Origin of the sequence: Rossellomorea sp. NPDC071047 (genome assembly GCF_050270195.1) — a bacterium.
GTDB lineage: Bacteria > Bacillota > Bacilli > Bacillales > Bacillaceae_B > Rossellomorea.
This window is the reverse complement of sequence record NZ_JBNNJT010000001.1, coordinates 308,879-327,852: the sequence shown is the minus strand read 5'-3', so window position 1 is coordinate 327,852 and position 18,974 is coordinate 308,879. Positions and strand designations below refer to the sequence as shown.

Here is an 18,974-nt window from a genome sequence, read left to right as displayed (position 1 = left end):
TTGTTTCTTGCAATTTGTAAAGGCTTTTATATGTAGGAATACGGAAAGGGACCAGCGTTTAGCTGTCCCTTTCCGTTTTATGTTACCTATAGTGTACTATTTTTTAACCGTTTTGGCGATTGGCAAGGGCCCATTCTGCAGATTTCACTGTATTGTACAGTAACATCTTGATGGTCATAGGACCGACACCACCAGGGACCGGTGTGATTTTTCCAGCCTTCTCCTTCACTTCTGAGAAATTCACATCTCCACAGAGCCCGCCGTTTTCATCACGGTTCATTCCGACGTCAATGACGACGGCTCCAGGCTTAATATCTTCTGATCCGATTAAATTCGCCTTTCCTACCGCAGATACGATAATATCAGCTTGCTTTGTGTAGGATGCCATATTCTTTGTCTTCGAATGACAATACGTAACCGTCGCATTTCGATTCAAGAATAAGTGTCCTGCCGGCTTTCCGACAATATTACTTCTTCCTAAAATCACGACGTGTTTACCTTCTACTGAAATGTTTTCATATTCAAGCATCTTCATGATTCCAAGCGGCGTACAGGAATAAAAGGTATCTTGATTAGTGACCATTTTTCCAATCGACACGGGATGAAACCCGTCCACATCTTTAGATGGAGAAATCGTTTCAATCACGGTTATTGGATTAATATGCTCAGGGAGAGGCAGTTGAACCAGAATGCCATGAATATGACTCTGATCATTTAATTCTTCAATTTTATTCAGCAGTTCATCTTGAGTCAAACTGGATTCATATTGATAAAGCTCTGAATGAATCCCCAGGTTACTGCACGCTTTTCTCTTCATTTTGACATATGAATGAGAAGCATGGTTATCTCCTACCAGGATAACAGCCAAGCCGGGAGTTACATCCTTTTCCTTAAGCTTCTCGATCTGACTTTTTAATAGTTCACGATAATGACCTGCAATGAGTTTGCCATCAATTATTGAAGCTGACATTCCACTCGACCCCTAACATTGTTAAGATTGACTTACCTTTGAAAGAACACCATTGATAAACTTGCTTGATTGATCATCTCCAAAGATCTTTGCAATTTCAACTGCTTCGTTTATGACTACCTTATTCGGAACGTCTTCCACAAACAGGAGTTCATATACTCCTAAACGCAAAATGTTACGATCGACTTTTGCCAGGCGGTCAAATGACCATTTCTCAAGGTTTTCACGAATGTGCCCATCGATACGTTCCTGATTATCGATAAACCCGAGAACCAGCTGTTGAAGATACGCATCCATCTTCTCCTCTTCTTCCAGCACATTGGTTAACGCAACTTCCGGCTCAATCCCACTCATATCTATTTGAAATAACGCTTGTAAGGCCTTTTCACGAGCAACTCTTCTCTTCATCTTATATTTACTCCTTTTAATCCATCAATTTTCATACCTTTGATAATAGCACAAACTAAGGGCAATACGCACGTCTATGTAAAAAAATCAATATTCTGAAAGAAAAGCGGAGGGGCTTTGAAAGAGGCGACAAGCATAAGACGAACCTGCCGGAAAGGCGTTCTTTGCCTTTTTGGCAGGTTTGACTTATGACCTCGAGCCTCTAAGCCCCGGAGCTGGACAATCAGAAAAGCGAAGGCGGGTTGGTCAGGCCCGACAAGCATTTCTTGAGAATCCCTGAAGGCGTTCTTTGCCTATGGGGATTCTCAAGAAATGACCTCGAGGGACTACCCGCCGGAGCTGGACAATCAGAAAAGCGGAGGGGCTTTGAAAGAGGCGACAAGCATAAGACGAACCTGCCGGAAAGGCGTTCTTTGCCTTTTTGGCAGGTTTGACTTATGACCTCGAGCCTCTAAGCACCGGAGCTGGACAAGTAGAAAAGCGGAGCCGACTGGGTTGGCCCGACAAGCATAAGATGAATGGACCGGGAAGGCGTTCTTTGCCTTCATGGACCATTTAGCTTATGACCTCGAGGGACAAGGAGGCGGCGCTGGACAAGCAGAAATGCGGAGGCGGGTTGGTCAGGCCCGACAAGCATTTCTTGAGAATCCCTGAAGGCGTTCTTTGCCTTTGGGGATTCTCAAGAAATGACCTCGAGGGACTACCCGCCGGAGCTGGACAATCAGAAAAGCGGAGGGGCTTTGAAAGAGGCGACAAGCATAAGACGAACCTGCCGGAAAGGCGTTCTTTGCCTTCATGGACCATTTAGCTTATGACCTCGAGGGACAAGGAGGCGGCGCTGGACAAGCAGAAATGCGGAGGCGGGTTGGTCAGGCCCGACAAGCATTTCTTGAGAATTGAAAAGCGCTTCTCAAGAGAATCCGGCCGGAATTCCGATAATTCCAGCCGTTTCGATGAAAAATCCAGCCGAAACCTTTAGGAATCCACCGTTCCAGGAAATAATCCGACCAATTCACGCAATAATCCAGACATTTTACAAAAAACACCAATTGTAACACAAACCCACACACAAAAAAAGAACGGCCCCCTAAAGGACCGTCCCTCTCTTACATTTCGTCTTCAATTTCAGCTTCAAATTTCTGATTCTCAAATTGAATGCCTACGATATGAACATTTACTTCATCCGCTTCAAGAGCAGTCATGTTAAGCAGGGCTTGACGAATGTTATCCTGGATTTTTTGAGCCACTGTCGGGATGGCTACACCGAATTTCATGATGCAGTATACATCCACGATGATTCCTTCCTCGGCAAGTTCCACTTTGACACCTTTACCGTGGTTTTTCTTTCCGAGACGCTCGACGACACCTGTTGCGAAGTTACCACGCATTTGTGATACACCTTCTACTTCTGAAGCAGCGATACCTGCAATTACTTCAATCACTTCAGGTGCGATTTCAATCTTCCCAAGGCCGTCTTTACCGTGAGACATTTGTAAAAGGTTTTGATTTTCCGCCATGTAAGGCACCTCCTGAATTAACACTAGGATTTCATTACTTCGTATTTCTCCAAGAACTTCGTATTGAATTCTCCACCAACAAAGGTTTCATGATCTAATAATTTCAAATGGAACGGAATGGTTGTGTGTATACCCTCAACCACAAATTCACTCAAGGCACGTTTCATTCTTGAGATCGCTTCTTCACGTGTCGCTCCATAGGTGATCACTTTGGCAATCATACTATCGTAGTATGGAGGGATCATATAACCAGGATATGCGGCTGAATCGATTCTTACGCCAATGCCGCCTGGTGGAAGATACATTTCTATCCGTCCTGCTGACGGCATGAAATTCTTCTCAGGATTCTCTGCATTAATACGACATTCAATTGCCCAACCAGTGAACGTTACTTCTTCCTGTGTAAGGGAAAGCTTTTCCCCTGATGCCACGAGAATTTGTTCTTTAATCAAATCGACTCCCGTTACCTGTTCTGTTACAGGGTGCTCTACCTGAATACGGGTATTCATTTCCATAAAGTAGAAGGATTGATTAACGTAGTCATATATAAATTCTACCGTGCCGGCACCAGTATAATCAACCGCTTTCGCTGCTTTTACCGCTGCTTCCCCCATTTTAACACGAATTTCTTCTGTTAAAGCGGGAGATGGGGTTTCTTCGATCAACTTTTGAAGGCGGCGCTGAATCGTACAGTCACGTTCCCCAAGATGGATCACATTCCCGAAATTATCAGCCAGCACCTGGATTTCCACATGTCTGAAGTCCTCGATGAACTTTTCAATGTAAACACCAGGGTTACCGAATGCTGTCATGGCTTCTTGCTGAGTGATCGTTACTCCTTTAACAAGCTCTTCCTGGCTTTTCGCAACACGGATCCCTTTTCCTCCACCACCTGCAGTGGCTTTGATGATGACAGGATAACCCATGGATTCTGCAAGCTTAACCGCGTCTTCTGCGTCTTTCACAATGCCTTTTGAACCCGGTACAATCGGAACGCCTGCTTCTCTCATGGTTTCACGAGCCACGTCTTTCGTACCCATCTTCGAGATCGCTTCTGGTGAAGGACCAATGAAGATGATATTGCAATCGCGGCACAGGTCTGCAAAATCTGAGTTCTCGGCTAAAAATCCGTAACCCGGGTGAATGGCATCACAATCTGTCAGTTTTGCCACGCTAATGATGTTAGTGAAATTCAGGTAGCTGTCTTTCGATGCAGTCGGTCCGATGCAATAAGCTTCATCCGCTAATTGAACATGGAGTGCTTCTTTATCTGCTTCAGAATAAACGGCTACACTTTCGATGCCTAAATCTCGGCATGCACGAATAATACGTACCGCAATTTCTCCTCGATTGGCGATTAATACCTTTTTTATCATATCTATTTTCGCTCCTTATTCAGGTTTGACCAAGAATAACGGCTGTCCATATTCAACCAATTGACCGTCTTTTACTAAGATTTCTGTAATTTCACCTTTTACTTCCGCTTCAATCTCATTAAATAGTTTCATCGCTTCTACGATACATACGACAGAGCTTTCATCGACTTTATCTCCAACTTTCACGTATGGACCTGATTCCGGGGAAGAAGATTGATAGAACGTCCCTACCATTGGAGACGTGATTTTATGTAAGTTTGAATCTTCAGCTTTTGCTTGTGGAGCTTCTTTTTCTTCTGTATTTACAGAAGGAGCTGTTTCCTGTACAGGCGCAGGAGCCTGCTGTACTGCTTGAGCTGCAGGTTTTACTTCCTCTACTGCCTGGACGAATTGTGGTTGCCCGGGAACTGTTACACCATTATTCTTTTTAAGTTTTATTTTCGACCCATCATGCTCGTATGTAAACTCATCAACACTAGAATGATCTACGAGTTTGATTATTTCACGAATTTCTTGAATTTTTAACACGGTTGACACCCCTCTTATAGTTTAAAAAAATTATGACTAGCTACTAATATCATACGATAATACCTCGTATAAATTCAATATGCGATTACTACCATTCTGTAAAGCGCATACAACCCTATTCTCTATTCTAGACCTTTTTAGGAAAAAAATAAAATAATAGAAGAATTTTTTTGATTTTTGTTGGGTGGTTTATGTGTGATGAAAGTCCATGCACTTCCTTTTTTAAACAAAAAAATAGCCACCTGAAGGTTCCCCTCCGGTGGCACTGGTTTACACGTTAATTTGTTGGCTGGAACTCTACCGCTACCGGTTTCATCTGCCCAACTTCACTCATCACAAGACGGATGATTTCATTCGCATCGGCTGTTGAGTGCTCCTTGTCGGATTTTACTGTAATACGGATATTTTCACCGTTAGCTCTGACTAACGCATCTTCATAACCCATTGTTTTAATCATTGTTTCCAATACTGATTCTGTCATGGCCAACTCTCTTAAGTTCTCCATCTCCTCATAGGCAGCGCTTTTTTCCTCTGCTGATACATCGGCGTTCGCTACTTTCGCTTCCAGTTCTTCACGAAGCTGTTCGCGTTGATCCAACACTTCAATTCTTAAGGCTTCGAACATTTCATTTCCAGCTGCGTCTGTTACGACTTCCATGTCAGACATGGTTTCCTTCCCATCTTCTTTCGCTTGCTCCTTTCCGTCCTTTTCTTCATATGCCATATCCGTCACTTGCTGTGTTGGAGAAGTAATGTAATAAACTGAAAGCACGATCACAAGACTTAACATCGTTAATAACCAAACTGTTTGTTTTTTAAGTAACATCTATCATTTCCCCCTTATTTTTTGGGCAGAACCGATACCCTGTGACTTGGTACGTCTAATCCTCGAGTAACAGCTTCTATGATCCATTTTTTGATTTGTATATTATCGGCCCCTTTTGCTACAACAAGGACACCGCTGACTTTAGGTTTTTTAGTTTCTTTTACAATGGGAACTTCTTTCTCTCCATCCCTCACGATTACCATTTCTTCATCTCTTGATTTATCCTCGATCGATCGTTTTCCACCTTGCTTATCTTCTTCTGAGGTGGTTTGTGACTGTGAGGATTCATTCTTTTCATATACTTTTGACTCAGTTGCCTCTACATTGACCACAACATGTACTTCGCTGACCCCGACAATTTGATCAAGTGCTTCTTTCAATTGGTTTTCGTATTGATCCTCGTACCCTCTCATGGAGCCATCCGATTCCTTATGTCCGGAGCCGAATGTCGCGACCTCTTCAGGTGCTCCTTCGTCTAATGATTTCGAGACCTCCAGGCTGCTATCACTGCTCCAAAGATCACTGATCAGCATAAAGGCGATACCTACCAACAGCACAATGAGGAAGTATTGAAACTTATTCCCTTTTTTATCCTTTGGCGGTGAATTGGAATTTTCTTTTGACAGCCATTCCTTCAATGCGTTAAGCGGACCTTTATTAAAGTTCATCGGCTTCCCCAGTCCCCCCTTCAACTGTAATGATTATTTTGTCTGGTGTAAGATTCCATTGCTCGGCAAGTAAGGAGGCCATTTGGGACGTACTTTCTTCAGGGGTTTTCTTTCTCGGCTCAGCTCCCGTATCGATCTCCACGCTTTGAACAGTTTCAATCGTAGTGTTTTCTTGCTTGTCTTTTACAACAACTGTCACTTCTGTGATACTATCCGGGACATTCTCCAAATCATCTGCTTTTACTTCAACCTTCTCAATGACCTTACCGTGTTCATCCATCATCTCCTTTTCAGCTTGTTGTTTCATTTGGACAGCCATCTGTTCTAAAATATATGCACGTTGTGAGGCTTGTATTTCTTTTTTCTTCATTTCTATTAAATTTTCTACTGAATTATTCTGAGAATCTCCATTTATATCAATTGATTCCATCACCGTATCAAAATCGGTTGCCATTAATTTAAACAAAGGTGTAAGGATTATGGTGATCAATAATAATCCAGTCACGATTTTCGCATATTTTTGCATATTGGAACTGGGAAGAAGCATGTCAATGACGGTGGCTAAGAGAACAAAGATAATAATATTTGTAATCCAATCGGTGAGAAATGACATGACGGTACTCCTTCCTCTTTATCGCATCATCATCGTGATATTTCCTGCCGCGATGATGACGGTAAGACTCAAAAAGAACATAAAGGACACAATGGCAAGGGCCGCAAAGACATAAATCACACTTTTGGCAATGATATCGAGACATTCTATCACCGGTCCTCCACCGAGGGGTTGCAGGAGAGCGGCTGCCAATTTATAAATAAATGCAATCATGAGGATCTTGATTGCCGGAAAGGCTGCAATGATAAGGACAATGGCCACACCAGCGATGCCCACCGTGTTCTTTAATAGAACGGAAGCGCTGATCACTGTATCCGTCGCATCCGTGAACATCCTTCCGATCACAGGTACAAAATTTCCTGTAACAAATTTCGCTGTTCGAATGGTGATTCCATCCGTGACTGCTGCAGTAGCTCCCTGCACGGATATAACACCAAGAAAAACGGTCATGAAGGCCCCTAACAACCCGATGCTCCATGTGCGCAATAACTGGGCAAGCTGAGTTACTTTATAATGACTGGAAAGGGTACTTACGATACTTAATAGTGCCGCCAGAAACAGCAGGGGCAGCACGACATTTTGGATCAACAAACCGCTTGTGTTCATTAAAAAGATAATCACAGGATGGAAAAATGCTGCGGATACAACTCCCCCCGAAGCGGCAATAAGGGCTAACATCAGAGGAATGAGGGCAATGATGAAGTGAACCATGGTGGAGATGGCATCCCGGGTGTAGTCGATCGCCACGTGAAAACTATTAAGGGCTATGATGATCAACACCATGAACACAATGCTGTATGCAACCTTGCTGACACTCCCTCCTTCAAATGCATTCTGCAGGGATTGAAGGAACATGCTGAAAATCGTTAGCATAATCAGTGTTCCTAATAGCTTCCCATTCATCACAAGCTCCTGGAAGGCGAACTTGAAGATTCCACTAAACCATGCTTTAAAGGAAAACTCTTTTTCTCCTTTGATAAAATCAACCAAACTGCCCTTTTGACTTTCAGGAAGGTAGCCACCGTATTGATCTACGATACTGTTCCAGAATCCTTTTAATTCTTCGATCCCTAATTGATCTAACTGCTGATCGATCATTTGCTGTTGAATTGTCGAATCGGGCGGATTCTGTTCCTCCCCTTCTTCAGCTTGTCCACTGGAGGCTCCTACGAAAATGATTACGAGTGCTATGACGAGTATTCGATATATTGGCAACAATTTTTTCCACCTCTTAACGTTTCGCTTATCCAGTTGGGATCATGTTGATAATCGTTTCGATAATCACTGTCAGAATAGGTACCGCCATTGCTAAAATCAAGATTTTCCCAGCCAGTTCCACTTTTGCCGCAAGCGCTCCCTGTCCGGCATCTTTTGTAATGTGAGAAGCGAATTCCGCTATGTAGGCGATGCCGATAATTTTGAGAATGGTCTCTACGTATACCATATTCACATTTGCATTCGCAGCAAGCTTCTCAATCATATGAATGATGGAGTAAATTTGATCGATCAGAAATAAAAAAATCGAACATCCAACAAACACAACAAGCAAAAAAGCAAAATTCGGTTTCTGTTCTTTCACAATCAAAGCCAGAAAGGTCGCAACAAGTGCTATACCAACAATTTGAATGATTTCAATCGCGGACGCCCCCTCTAACCTTGATATAAGAAGACCGATTTAATCTTTTGGAACAGATCATCGACAATCGAGGCCACCATGAACAGAATATAGATGAACCCAAACAATGTGACCCACTGTGCATATTCTTTCTTCCCGACCTGATCTAAAATCGTATGCAAAAAGGCCACTACAATCCCCACCCCTGCGATCTTGAAAATAATATCCACATCAATTCCCATATTCATTTCCCTCCCTGTTTCTAAAAGCTGTTCTCGCAAGCGATTGGCATGTATAAAAGTATTGACCTTTAATGCATCGTTAAAGTAATAGGATGATCAATAATAAACCTGATAAAAAACCCAAGCTCTTCGTCATCTTTTCATATTTTCTCTGCTTTTCTATTGCCTCTGATTCTTCTCTTTCCAAATGTTTTAACGCTAACTGTATATGCTTCTGCTGTGTCATCATGTCATGTTTGCCCAGGTTTTCTCCAAATTGTTTCAGGATCTCGTATTCACCTGTTTTAAAAGCCGTTAATTTCCAAATATCATTCAGGCTTTCTTCCCACGCTTTCTTCACTGAAATCTCCTGCTCCGTTAATTTCTTTGAGAACGTTTCAAAGAACCATGAAACAGGTTTTTGGAGCTGCTTGGAAATCTTTCTGGTCGCTTCATGCAAAGGGGTATGACTGTAAGTGATTTCTGCTTCCAATGACTGGAGTGCCACCTTCAACAACCGAAGCTGCCTCGGTCTTTCCGTTAAATATTTGGACGCTTCGAAACCAGCCCAGGAAGTTGAAAGCAGGATGAAAACAGCACCGATTAGTTTAATCATTTATGTCACACTCACTTTTTTCAGAAGAGATTGACCGTGTTCATTCCACACTTCATGAACCTTACCAGGCTCATCCCCTCTCCTTAGTTCAACAAACCGCTCAATGGTTTGGAGACTCACAATGTCCTTGATAACCGGTCTCTTCGCAACTTCATCAAATGTAGATCCATGAGTCGTCATCACAAGAGTAATACCGGCATTAACGGCTTCCTGGATGGCTTGACCATCTTCCGCGCGGCCAATCTCATCCACGATTAGGACGTCGGGACTCATGGAGCGGATCAGCATCATCATCCCTTCAGCCTTCGGACATGCATCCAGCACGTCCACTCTCGGTCCAAACAACAGCTGAGGGATTCCGTTTACACAGCCGGCAATTTCGGACCTTTCATCGACAATCCCTACTTTAAACGGGGGGATCTTTTTTTCCGGGATGCCCGTCGAAATCATGCGTGCAAGATCTCTAAGCAATGTCGTCTTTCCTGTTTGAGGCGAGCCGATAATCATCGTATGCTTCCAGCCACTATCATAAACATATGGAAAAATAGATTGTGCTATGCCAAGCTTCTGTCTCGCAATCCTGATGTTAAAGGAAGACAGGTTCCGAATCCCTTTCACCACACCACCCTCTAGAATGACCTTCCCAGCAAGACCGACTCGATGTCCGCCTTCAATCGTGATATATCCTCTCTTCAGTTCTTCTTCCAATGTATAAAATGAATGCCTGGATAGTTTGTTTATGAGCTGTTCGCTATCTTCCTCGGTAACGGTATAAGAGAGAAAATATGGCTTCCCCCTGGCCGTGACCTCCAACACACGGTTGGTACGAACCCTAATCTCTTCAATACGGTCAATAAGATCTTGTGGAAGGTTCAGGACTTTGTCAGAAATAGTGCTGGGGAGTAAGGCTAGAACTTCTTGCATATAGGTACCTCCTAATCTTGTTCCACTTCGGAATATATGAAGACGAAAAATGAACCTTCGTACATGCTTCCCGATAATACAATGTATTCTAGTGGCATGAGATTATGACAGTAGAGTTGGAAGATTTGAGGTAGGATTAAAAGATTTGGTTTGGAGCGAAGGGGATGAAGTTGGACAGGGGATGTCGAGTTTAGACCAATGGCAAATACAATTTGATAACGGCAGATAAAATGAATATACGGAGATAAAGCAATACACAACGCGACAAAGACCCAACTCGCCCTAAATAAAAAAGCCTGAACGGGAATAATCCCGTTCAGGCTTTTCACATTATTTATCCACGTGATACGTAAGATCCGTCCGTTGTATTAATGATCAATGTGTCTCCTTCGTTGACGAAGAACGGTACGTTAACCACTAATCCTGTCTCAACAGTAGCAGGCTTTGAACCACCGGAAGCTGTATCGCCTTTGATGCCCGGTTCCGTTTCAGTTACTTTTAATTCAACTGAGTTAGGAAGCTCTACTCCAAGAGTTTCTCCCCCGTACATCATGATGGACACTTCCATGTTTTCTTTCAGGTATTTCAATTCATATTCGATAGAAGAAGCAGGAAGTTCGATTTGATCGTAGCTCTCATTGTCCATGAATACATGCATGTCACCATTCGCATACAGGTATTGCATTTTACGGTTATCGATTTGGGCTTTTCCTACTTTTTCTCCTGCACGGAATGTTTTTTCCTGGATGGCACCTGTGCGCAGGTTACGAAGTTTGGAGCGGACGAATGCTGCCCCTTTACCCGGTTTAACATGTTGGAAGTCGATTACTCTCCAAATTCCGTTATCGACTTCAATCGTCAAACCTGTACGAAAATCATTTACTGAAATCATATTTATTTCCTCCTATTGTCTAGTAGACCTGTCTTTAGGACTACAATGGTAGAATGATTAGATCTTTTGTAGAATGTGTCAGTGTTTCATTGGAATCTTCTGTTATGAGTGTATCATCTTCAATACGAACACCGCCAACACCTGGAACATAGACGCCCGGTTCAACCGTTACGATCATTCCAGGCTCCAGTACCACATCGGAACGGGAAGACAATCCTGGTCCTTCATGGACTTCAAGGCCGATTCCGTGACCCAATGAATGTCCGAAATACTCTCCATAACCCTTTTCTGTTATGTAATCACGCGCAATAGCATCCGCATCTTTACCTGTCATACCAGGCTTGATTTTTTCCATAGCCAAAAGCTGTGATTGTAGAACGACGTCATAGATCTCTTTCAATTTCTCACTTGGTTCTCCCACAGATAAGGTACGTGTCATATCGGAGCAATATCCTTTATAGTATGCGCCATAATCCAACGTTACAAAATCACCTTTTTCAATGACTTTATCACTGGCAACCCCATGAGGAAGTGCAGAACGATTACCTGAAGCAACGATGATATCAAAAGATGAAGATGTCGCTCCCGCTTTTCTCATGAAGAATTCTAATTCATTGGAAACTTCTAACTCTGTCACACCCGGCTTAATAAAATCTAATATATGCTTAAATGCTGCATCGGCAATATCCGCCGCATCCTTAATTATCTTAAGCTCTTCAGGTGTCTTAATCAAGCGTAACTTTTCTACCAGCCCTGATACCGGTACAAGTTCTGCTTCAAGCACTTCACGATAGCTATCATAAGCACTGAATGTCATGTAGTTCTTCTCGAAGCCTAATTTCATAATCCCAAGGTTTTTCACTTGTTTGGCTACTTCCTCATGGATGGGGCCAGTGTGCTGGACGATTTCAAATCCGGCAGCCTGCTCGGTTGCTTGCTCGATGTATCGGAAATCTGTTATGAATAATGCTTTCTCTTTGGAAATCAGAACTACACCTGATGACCCAGTAAAGTTTGTCATGTACCGGCGATTGTAGGTACTAGTAAGTAAGATCCCGTCAAGTTCGTTTTCTGAAAAAGTCTCTCGTAATCGTTCAATTTTCATCGTTTTCCACTCCCTTAATGTTCTTTATGATCGCTTGTAAAGCCAATTCGTAACCAAACAGTCCAAATCCGACGATCTGGCCAACCGTTTCAGCTGCCACGACAGATTGATGCCTAAACGCTTCACGGGCATGTATATTTGATATATGCACTTCCACTACCGGTACTGATACCGAAGCCACTGCATCTCTTATCGCATAGCTGTAATGTGTGAAAGCACCGGGATTCAGAATGATTCCCCCATACCCTTCATCTTCTGCCCTGTGTATGTAATCAATCAGTTCCCCTTCATGGTTCGATTGAGCTGAAACGAGTTGAAAGCCTTCACCTTCTGCTTGTTTTGAAAGCTTTCCCTCAAGTTGCGGCAAGGTGACATGTCCATATATACCGGGTTCACGTTTCCCCAGCCTATTTAAGTTAGGACCATTTAAAAGCAAGATTTTCATCATATGTAAACCCCTAAAAAAATAGAATGTTCATCATGAACATTCTAACACAAACCTTATACCTATACCTACATAATTGTCTGATAATGAGGATTTGTTAATGTGAAACTTCCCCTGATTTTTCTTTCTCATTCTGATGTCTCAACTCATTTTCTTCATAGGAAATCGAATAGCCAATAAATACTCCATACAAAATATACAGGCAGAAGGTTGTGATCAAAGTGTGATAATCAATGGATGTAAAGGATTCAATGCTCGGGAAGAGCGGGTTGAGCAGTAAAAAGAACGCTAAGTATAACGCTACACCGTAGGCAACCCCTACCCACATAGACTTGAATTTTCGTAATAAACCATAATAAATGAGGGCCACACCTATAGAAATCACCCCGTAAGCCACAATGGAAAGAACGATACCGATCCATTTGTCCACCCAGTCACCAACCGCCCACGGCTCAAATATAATATTTGGCTCGATTTTCGTAAAGGAAAAAAAGTAACAAATATAGGCAATTGCACTCCATAATATCCCACCTATAAATCCCGTTACTACAACCATTGCCATGAAGGATAGTGGTTTTTCTCCCTGATTCTGCTCTAATCGTGGATTTTCCTTACTTTCTTCTGTTCCATCCTGAATCTTTTCATGTTGTCCCTTTTGTTCAGCCATCAGTAACACCTCCATTCGTAGTATGTCCCAATGATTTAAACATTTGCATGGTTTTACTTATTTTTCATCTGTGGATGATAAGGAAATATGGATGATAAAATCCTATCTCTAGTCCTTTGATTCATTTTTTAGTAAAATAGATAATATCTTTCCAGTTTCAGAAAATAACTCCAGCAATATTTTCAGAAATTCGATAACTAATATGGTTAAATAACAAGGAAATTGTCTAGAATAATAGTATAGATATGTATAATGGATTGTATTGCAAGGAGGTGGCTTTGTTGAACGCTCGTAATATCTTTGTTATCACCTTAATATTGTTAGCTATTGTAGGGCTCTTCACTTCCCTATTAGGAAATCCTTTAGGGCTAGTAAAACAAATACTTGTTACAGCAGCTGTGATCGGAATTATCTACTTTATTTACCGAAGATGGTTCAGCGGAAGGCGGGCTGGTAATAGTAATGAACAGAGAGCGTTTCTTAAAGCAGCCAAACAATCAAAGAGGCGGCATAAGAAAAAATCTCCAAGTAAGCCTCAAGTATCAAACGCCTCAAAGAAACGTTCGATACGAAAGAAATCCAATGCCAACCTTACTGTAATTGAAGGAAAAAAGAATAAGAAAAACAATCGAGCCTCATTTTAGGAGCTCGATTGTTTTATTAATACGGCCATTTTTGGAGAAATGCTTCCGCTTTTGATTTTCCGTATTGAAATAGTTCTGCTCTTTTTTCCGGCGTTAATCCGAATTCAGTCGTGAGCACACCTTCAGTTGGAATAAAGATGATGTTTTTTTCAAGTTTTCTGGAAATGTATCTTGAATCATGTGCATCTTTCATCGTAGTAAAGAGGGCTTCATACATATCAATCGCATTTTTGATTTGTTTTTTGGGCTTTCCGACTAAATCGTGACTTAACTTCACCCCGATGACCGGCCTTATCTTTTTCACATTTTCCCGATCGAACAGCCACATAGGAAAGTTACTGAGCACCCCGCCATCCACCATGAAACTTGTTCCTTCTAAAGAACGCAGCTTTACAGGTTCGAAGAAGTAAGGAAGACTCGCACTCATTCGTATCGCCCTGGCAACAGGAAAAGTTTCTTTCGCTATACCGTACTTCTCAAGGTCATCCGGGAGAACCAATAATCTGCCATTCGATAAATCTGAAGCAATGACCCGGAGTGAATGGGGTGGTAAATCGGCAAACGTATAAATCCCCCTTGCTTTCAGCTTCTCTTCCACCCAGCTTTCAAGAGCCGCACCTTTATATAAACCTAAACGATAGTAAACCCGAAACCATTTTATGATAGGGAGAGAGATCATCGCGTTTGAGTCCAGCAATTTATTAAAATCAATATCATCCATGATTTTGAGGAGCTCCCTGCTTGAATAACCGGCAGCAATAAATGCTGCAATCACCGCTCCGGCACTTGTTCCTGCGAGCCTCTTAAATCTGTAGCCCTTCTCCTCTAATGCTTGATATGCCCCAATCAACGCGAGTCCCTTTATGCCTCCGCCTGAAAAAACACCATCGATGTCCATAGGCCCACTCCTTCAATGTCTATTACTACATCTTTAATTCACAATGAAGGGTTTTAGACTAAAAAAATAGGAAGGGAACCAGTCCCCTCCTAACATTCTTCATTTATTATAGACCGCATTTCAGCTGAGCGCCGCAGTTTGTACAAGTATTGCAGCCACCCATATCTTTTACCGTCCCTTTACGGCAGACTGGACACGTATTCCCTACTTCAGAACCAATGGTTACGTCAGTTGAACGTACGTCCTGAATCGTATCAAGTAATACGATCGGCTTTTTCGATGTAGGAATGTCTTTTTGTTCCTGTTCGTCCTCGTCATCAAAGCTGTTTTCTTCTGCTTTGAGGGTAAGAACCTGTGAATCACGGCTTCCGTCAACGTAGACGGTTCCACCTTTTGCTCCACCTTTATACAGTCGCTCATACACTTTTTCTACTTGCTCGACCGTATAACCACGTGGGGCATTAACCGTTTTTGAAATTGAGCTGTCGATCCAATTCTGAATCACACATTGAACATCAGCATGTGCTTGCGGCGCCAGGCTCATGGAAGAAACAAACCATTCTGGAAGATTGTCAGCATCTGCATCTGGATTTCTATTCAAGTAATCCTCTACAATATCCGCTTTAACTTCAATGAACTTACCAAGACGCCCACTTCTGTAATATGTGAATGAGAAGTAAGGTTCAAGTCCGGTAGATACTCCAACCATCGTACCTGTTGAACCTGTTGGGGCAACGGTCAATAAATGAGAGTTTCGAATCCCGAACTGTTGAATGTCGTCACGTACATCCTCCGGCATTTTCTTCATAAAGCCTGTTTCCACAAATGCTTTTCGTAAGGCTTTCGTTTCTTCGTCGGTGCTTCCAGTCAGGAATGGGAAGCTTCCTTTTTCCTTGGATAATTCCACGGATGCACGATAAGCGGTTGTTGCGATGACTTCAAATACTTCATCGACAAGTCTGTTGCCTTCTTCAGAACCGTATTCTTTTTCACAGTAGATCAACAGGTCTGCAAGACCCATCACCCCAAGGCCAACACGGCGCTCACCAAGGGCCTGCTTTTTGTTTTCTTCTAGGAAGTACGGAGTCGCATCGATGACATTGTCCTGCATGCGCACACCCACTTCAACGGTACGCTTCAATTTTTCGAAATCAACGGTTTTCGTCTCTTTATCGGCAAACTGAGCAAGGTTGACAGCTGCCAGGTTACACACGGAATATGGAGCAAGAGGCTGTTCACCACATGGGTTCGTAGCAACTACCTTTTGACCATATGCCTTCGCATTTGTCATATCATTCGCGTTATCAATAAAGAAGATTCCAGGCTCCGCAGAGTAAGTTGCACAAACGTTGATAAGATTCCAAAGCTCTTTCGCTTTGATCTTACGATAAGTACGCACTTTGTAGCCAAGCTTTTCCCATTCACGGACATCACCTACGTTGTGCCATTCTTCATTATAGTATTTCATTTGCTCTTCGTTATAAGTTTCCACATCAGGGAAGCGCAGATCATATTCACGATCGTTTTCAACGGCTTCCATAAAGTCGCTTGTCAGGCAAACGGAAATATTCGCACCTGTCAGGAATTCTGAATTATGGACGCTGTAGGTTCCGCCTGTACGGAGCTTTTCTTCTGCATTCTTAAGAATTTTCGCATCAAATCCACCGTAGCCAGGGATTTGTCTATAATTAAGGATTCCTTGATACATCGCTTCCTCTTGTTCTGTCAGAGGGGTGAATTTCAACTTATCCTGTGCCGCCTTTTTGATGGTTTCATCTTCTGTATTTTCAAGAAGATAACGCAGAATACGCGGGTTTTGCATTTTAGAAATGATAAATTCGATAATATCGGGATGCCAATCTGAAAGCATGATCATTTGTGCTCCACGTCTTGATCCCCCCTGCTCAACCAAATGGGTTAATTTGGCGATGTCATCCAGCCAGGAAACCGACCCGGAAGATTTACCATTCACACCTTTAGCCAGAGTGTTTCGCGGACGAAGAGTCGATCCGTTCGTTCCGACACCCCCGCCCCGGCTCATGATCTCCATCACCTGCTTGCGATGTTCCGAAATCCCTTCACGAGAATCCTGTACGAAAGGCATCACGTAGCAGTTAAAGTACGTGACGTCCGTTCCGGCACCCGCTCCGTAAAGCACCCGGCCAGCAGGGACAAAATGCAAATTCACTAATTCATGATAGAACTTTTCAAACCAATCTTGTCTCTTTTCAGGAGTTTCTTCCACTTCTGCCAAGCCTGTTGCGTTACGCTTCGCAATTTGTTCATAGTAGACTTCCAGTGGCTTTTCGATTACATCGAGTGTTCTTGACACGATTCCGGTTTCCATTTCTTCCGGCTTGTCGATGGCACTTCTGTACTCTTCTTCGATCCAAACATCTGCTTTCTTTGTTTCCCAGTCGATGCTCGAAATGTAACCTAATCCTCTTGCAGGGAATTTAGGATCTTCTTTGATGGTGAGGACCACGAAATCCCCTTCTGAAAGAGTGATCTTTTCCGTGTCTTTGAAAGAATAGCGATCAATCATGACAAGACGGGATACACCCTTATGTGTAGTAGTCATATCCGGGGTTATGGGATGTACTTGAGGAAATAATCCGATATCCTGATTTAATCTTTCGATGTTTAATTTCATTGTGTTTTTCGACGCAACAGTCATAAAGACAACTCCTTCTATCTCAAATCTTTCATTTGTTTGTTGTTCACTTTGATGTGTAATATCAAATAATACGATATCATAGCTCAATTGGAAAAGCAATAAATAAACACAACATATAGTGTGTAAAAAAATATTCAACACACCACATATTGTGTTTCAGGTCAATAGGTCATTTGTTTGTCAAACGGATAATAAGCCAATAAAAATAGAAAACAGGAGGAAATAATAGAAAATCATATAATACTCCGACCTTTTCTATTAATTTAGAACTTGATATTAATCCAAGTCTCGCAACAGTTGGTAAAATAGGAAAAAAGCGACAAGCATCGCTTTTTTTCTACAAAAAAATTTTTATCGTTTAAAATTCCATTCATCTGATTCGTACCGGTTCACGGCAAGGTCCACAACATATTGTGTTTCCTCTTCAGAAAGTTCATATGGGTCCAGGTGGATATTCAATCCTTCTTCAAAACCTTTTTTGAACGCTTCCTTCGCCATTTCCATGGTGACCGTTTCCGAACTGATTTCGTTCATTGCGACGGCCTTGCTTTTAAATGCACGCTGCATTCGCTCTTTTACCCGGTCAGATGGATAGTTAAACAGGCTGAACAGCTTATCCTCATCAAGATCCAATAGAATGGAACCGTGTTGAAGGATGACGCCTTTTTGACGCGTCTGGGCGCTGCCCGCTACTTTCCTTCCTTCTACCACCAGTTCATACCAGCTCGGTGCATCGAAACAGACTGCCGAACGTGGATTTTTTAATCCTTCCCGCTCTTCTGTTGTTTTCGGAACAGCAAAGTAGGCTTCGAGTCCAAGTCCTTGAAATCCTTTTAAGACCCCTTCAGAAATCACTCGATATGCTTCCGTAACGGTCTTAGGCATCTCCGGGTGTTCTTCTGAAACAATGACACTGTACGTCAATTCATGTTCATGCAGAACCCCCCTGCCTCCCGTCGGTCTTCTGACAAAGCCAAGTCCGTGCTCTTTGACTGCATCAAGATTGATTTCCTTTTCAACCTTTTGGAAGTAACCGATCGAGAGAGTAGCTGGATCCCATCCGTAAAATCTGATCGTAGGAGGAATTTTCCCCTCGCTATGCCAATCCAATAGCGCCTCATCAAGTGCCATATTATAAGAAGGGGAACAATTCCCTGAGTCAATGAATCTCCATGTTTCTTTTTTCATGCATCATACCTCATTTGCGTCTTCTCTTTGATATTTTGTTATGTAAAAAATCAACTTCATTTAAGTCCGTTACTAGTCTATCAAATCCAATCGAAAAAACAAAGAAAAACAGATTGGAAAGTGTTTGCTGTAAATTAATAAATTTGTTTTGATTCTCGGAGCTTTCATGAATATAA

At 42.4% G+C, this 18,974-nt stretch carries 21 protein-coding genes; 1 reads left to right on the top strand and 20 read right to left on the bottom strand.

All coding sequences use genetic code 11. The features are described 5' to 3' along the window. Positions 1–103 precede the first annotated feature (103 nt). The 17 genes from folD to ACQKFO_RS01580 all read right to left on the bottom strand — a co-directional run bounded on the left by folD (position 104) and on the right by ACQKFO_RS01580 (position 13,391). Positions 104–970 (bottom strand): bifunctional methylenetetrahydrofolate dehydrogenase/methenyltetrahydrofolate cyclohydrolase FolD, encoded by an 867-nt coding sequence (folD, locus tag ACQKFO_RS01660; protein ID WP_427596581.1) that lies wholly within the window; start codon positions 968–970, stop codon positions 104–106. 21 nt (positions 971–991) lie between these two features. Continuing rightward, on the bottom strand, positions 992–1,378 hold the full coding sequence (gene nusB / locus ACQKFO_RS01655) for a transcription antitermination factor NusB (RefSeq protein ID WP_427596580.1): 387 nt from the start codon (positions 1,376–1,378) through the stop codon (positions 992–994). A 1,106-nt stretch (positions 1,379–2,484) separates the two neighbouring features. After that, a complete protein-coding gene (locus ACQKFO_RS01650) occupies positions 2,485–2,895 on the bottom strand; it encodes an Asp23/Gls24 family envelope stress response protein (protein WP_113970461.1) in 411 nt (136 codons plus the stop codon). 23 nt (positions 2,896–2,918) lie between these two features. Then, positions 2,919–4,271, bottom strand: coding sequence for an acetyl-CoA carboxylase biotin carboxylase subunit (gene accC / locus ACQKFO_RS01645; protein WP_427596579.1), 1,353 nt, complete (start codon positions 4,269–4,271; stop codon positions 2,919–2,921). A 15-nt stretch (positions 4,272–4,286) separates the two neighbouring features. Beyond that, the gene (accB, locus tag ACQKFO_RS01640) at positions 4,287–4,799 is read right to left on the bottom strand and encodes an acetyl-CoA carboxylase biotin carboxyl carrier protein (RefSeq protein WP_427596578.1); all 513 of its coding nucleotides are present in this window, start codon (positions 4,797–4,799) and stop codon (positions 4,287–4,289) included. A 277-nt stretch (positions 4,800–5,076) separates the two neighbouring features. Next, positions 5,077–5,625 carry a SpoIIIAH-like family protein gene (locus tag ACQKFO_RS01635; protein ID WP_044340042.1) on the bottom strand — a complete coding sequence of 183 codons (549 nt, stop codon included), beginning with the start codon at positions 5,623–5,625 and terminating at the stop codon, positions 5,077–5,079. Between the two features lie 14 nt (positions 5,626–5,639). After that, entirely contained in the window at positions 5,640–6,293 is a 654-nt protein-coding gene (gene spoIIIAG, locus ACQKFO_RS01630; protein ID WP_427596577.1) for a stage III sporulation protein AG, read from the bottom strand. Further along, entirely contained in the window at positions 6,283–6,906 is a 624-nt protein-coding gene (gene spoIIIAF, locus ACQKFO_RS01625; RefSeq protein ID WP_427596576.1) for a stage III sporulation protein AF, read from the bottom strand. The genes spoIIIAG and spoIIIAF overlap by 11 nt, the downstream gene beginning before the upstream one ends. Positions 6,907–6,924: 18 nt before the next feature. Then, a complete protein-coding gene (gene spoIIIAE / locus ACQKFO_RS01620; protein WP_427596575.1) occupies positions 6,925–8,121 on the bottom strand; it encodes a stage III sporulation protein AE in 1,197 nt (398 codons plus the stop codon). Between the two features lie 28 nt (positions 8,122–8,149). Further along, positions 8,150–8,542 carry a stage III sporulation protein AD gene (gene spoIIIAD, locus ACQKFO_RS01615; RefSeq protein ID WP_427597759.1) on the bottom strand — a complete coding sequence of 131 codons (393 nt, stop codon included), beginning with the start codon at positions 8,540–8,542 and terminating at the stop codon, positions 8,150–8,152. A 14-nt stretch (positions 8,543–8,556) separates the two neighbouring features. After that, positions 8,557–8,763, bottom strand: coding sequence for a stage III sporulation protein AC (gene spoIIIAC, locus ACQKFO_RS01610; protein WP_034758004.1), 207 nt, complete (start codon positions 8,761–8,763; stop codon positions 8,557–8,559). A 79-nt stretch (positions 8,764–8,842) separates the two neighbouring features. Continuing rightward, positions 8,843–9,358 (bottom strand): stage III sporulation protein SpoIIIAB, encoded by a 516-nt coding sequence (gene spoIIIAB / locus ACQKFO_RS01605; RefSeq protein ID WP_148969590.1) that lies wholly within the window; start codon positions 9,356–9,358, stop codon positions 8,843–8,845. After that, positions 9,359–10,282, bottom strand: a complete 924-nt coding sequence (gene spoIIIAA, locus ACQKFO_RS01600; RefSeq protein ID WP_427596574.1) for a stage III sporulation protein AA — start codon at positions 10,280–10,282, stop codon at positions 9,359–9,361. Positions 10,283–10,616: 334 nt separating this feature from the next. Further along, positions 10,617–11,174, bottom strand: coding sequence for an elongation factor P (gene efp / locus ACQKFO_RS01595; RefSeq protein WP_034757996.1), 558 nt, complete (start codon positions 11,172–11,174; stop codon positions 10,617–10,619). A gap of 40 nt (positions 11,175–11,214) precedes the next feature. Next, a complete protein-coding gene (locus ACQKFO_RS01590; protein ID WP_427596573.1) occupies positions 11,215–12,279 on the bottom strand; it encodes a M24 family metallopeptidase in 1,065 nt (354 codons plus the stop codon). Continuing rightward, positions 12,269–12,727, bottom strand: coding sequence for a type II 3-dehydroquinate dehydratase (gene aroQ / locus ACQKFO_RS01585; RefSeq protein WP_427596572.1), 459 nt, complete (start codon positions 12,725–12,727; stop codon positions 12,269–12,271). Before aroQ ends, ACQKFO_RS01590 begins: the two co-directional genes overlap by 11 nt. Before the next feature lie 94 nt (positions 12,728–12,821). Beyond that, complete coding sequence (locus ACQKFO_RS01580; protein ID WP_427596571.1) at positions 12,822–13,391, bottom strand: YqhR family membrane protein; 570 nt, start codon at positions 13,389–13,391, stop codon at positions 12,822–12,824. A 281-nt stretch (positions 13,392–13,672) separates the two neighbouring features. On the opposite strand from ACQKFO_RS01580, the gene ACQKFO_RS01575 reads away from it, so the two are divergent. After that, positions 13,673–14,035, top strand: a complete 363-nt coding sequence (locus ACQKFO_RS01575) for an SA1362 family protein (protein ID WP_427596570.1) — start codon at positions 13,673–13,675, stop codon at positions 14,033–14,035. A 16-nt stretch (positions 14,036–14,051) separates the two neighbouring features. Here the strand turns inward: ACQKFO_RS01575 and ACQKFO_RS01570 are convergent, their stop codons facing one another. The 3 genes from ACQKFO_RS01570 to ACQKFO_RS01560 form a co-directional block, all read right to left on the bottom strand. Continuing rightward, a complete protein-coding gene (locus tag ACQKFO_RS01570) occupies positions 14,052–14,933 on the bottom strand; it encodes a patatin-like phospholipase family protein (protein WP_427596569.1) in 882 nt (293 codons plus the stop codon). Positions 14,934–15,039: 106 nt separating this feature from the next. Next, entirely contained in the window at positions 15,040–17,610 is a 2,571-nt protein-coding gene (locus ACQKFO_RS01565; RefSeq protein ID WP_427596568.1) for a vitamin B12-dependent ribonucleotide reductase, read from the bottom strand. A 351-nt stretch (positions 17,611–17,961) separates the two neighbouring features. Next, positions 17,962–18,798: a lipoate--protein ligase family protein gene (locus ACQKFO_RS01560; RefSeq protein WP_427596567.1), complete on the bottom strand. Its 837-nt coding sequence runs from the start codon at positions 18,796–18,798 to the stop codon at positions 17,962–17,964. Positions 18,799–18,974 lie beyond the last annotated feature (176 nt).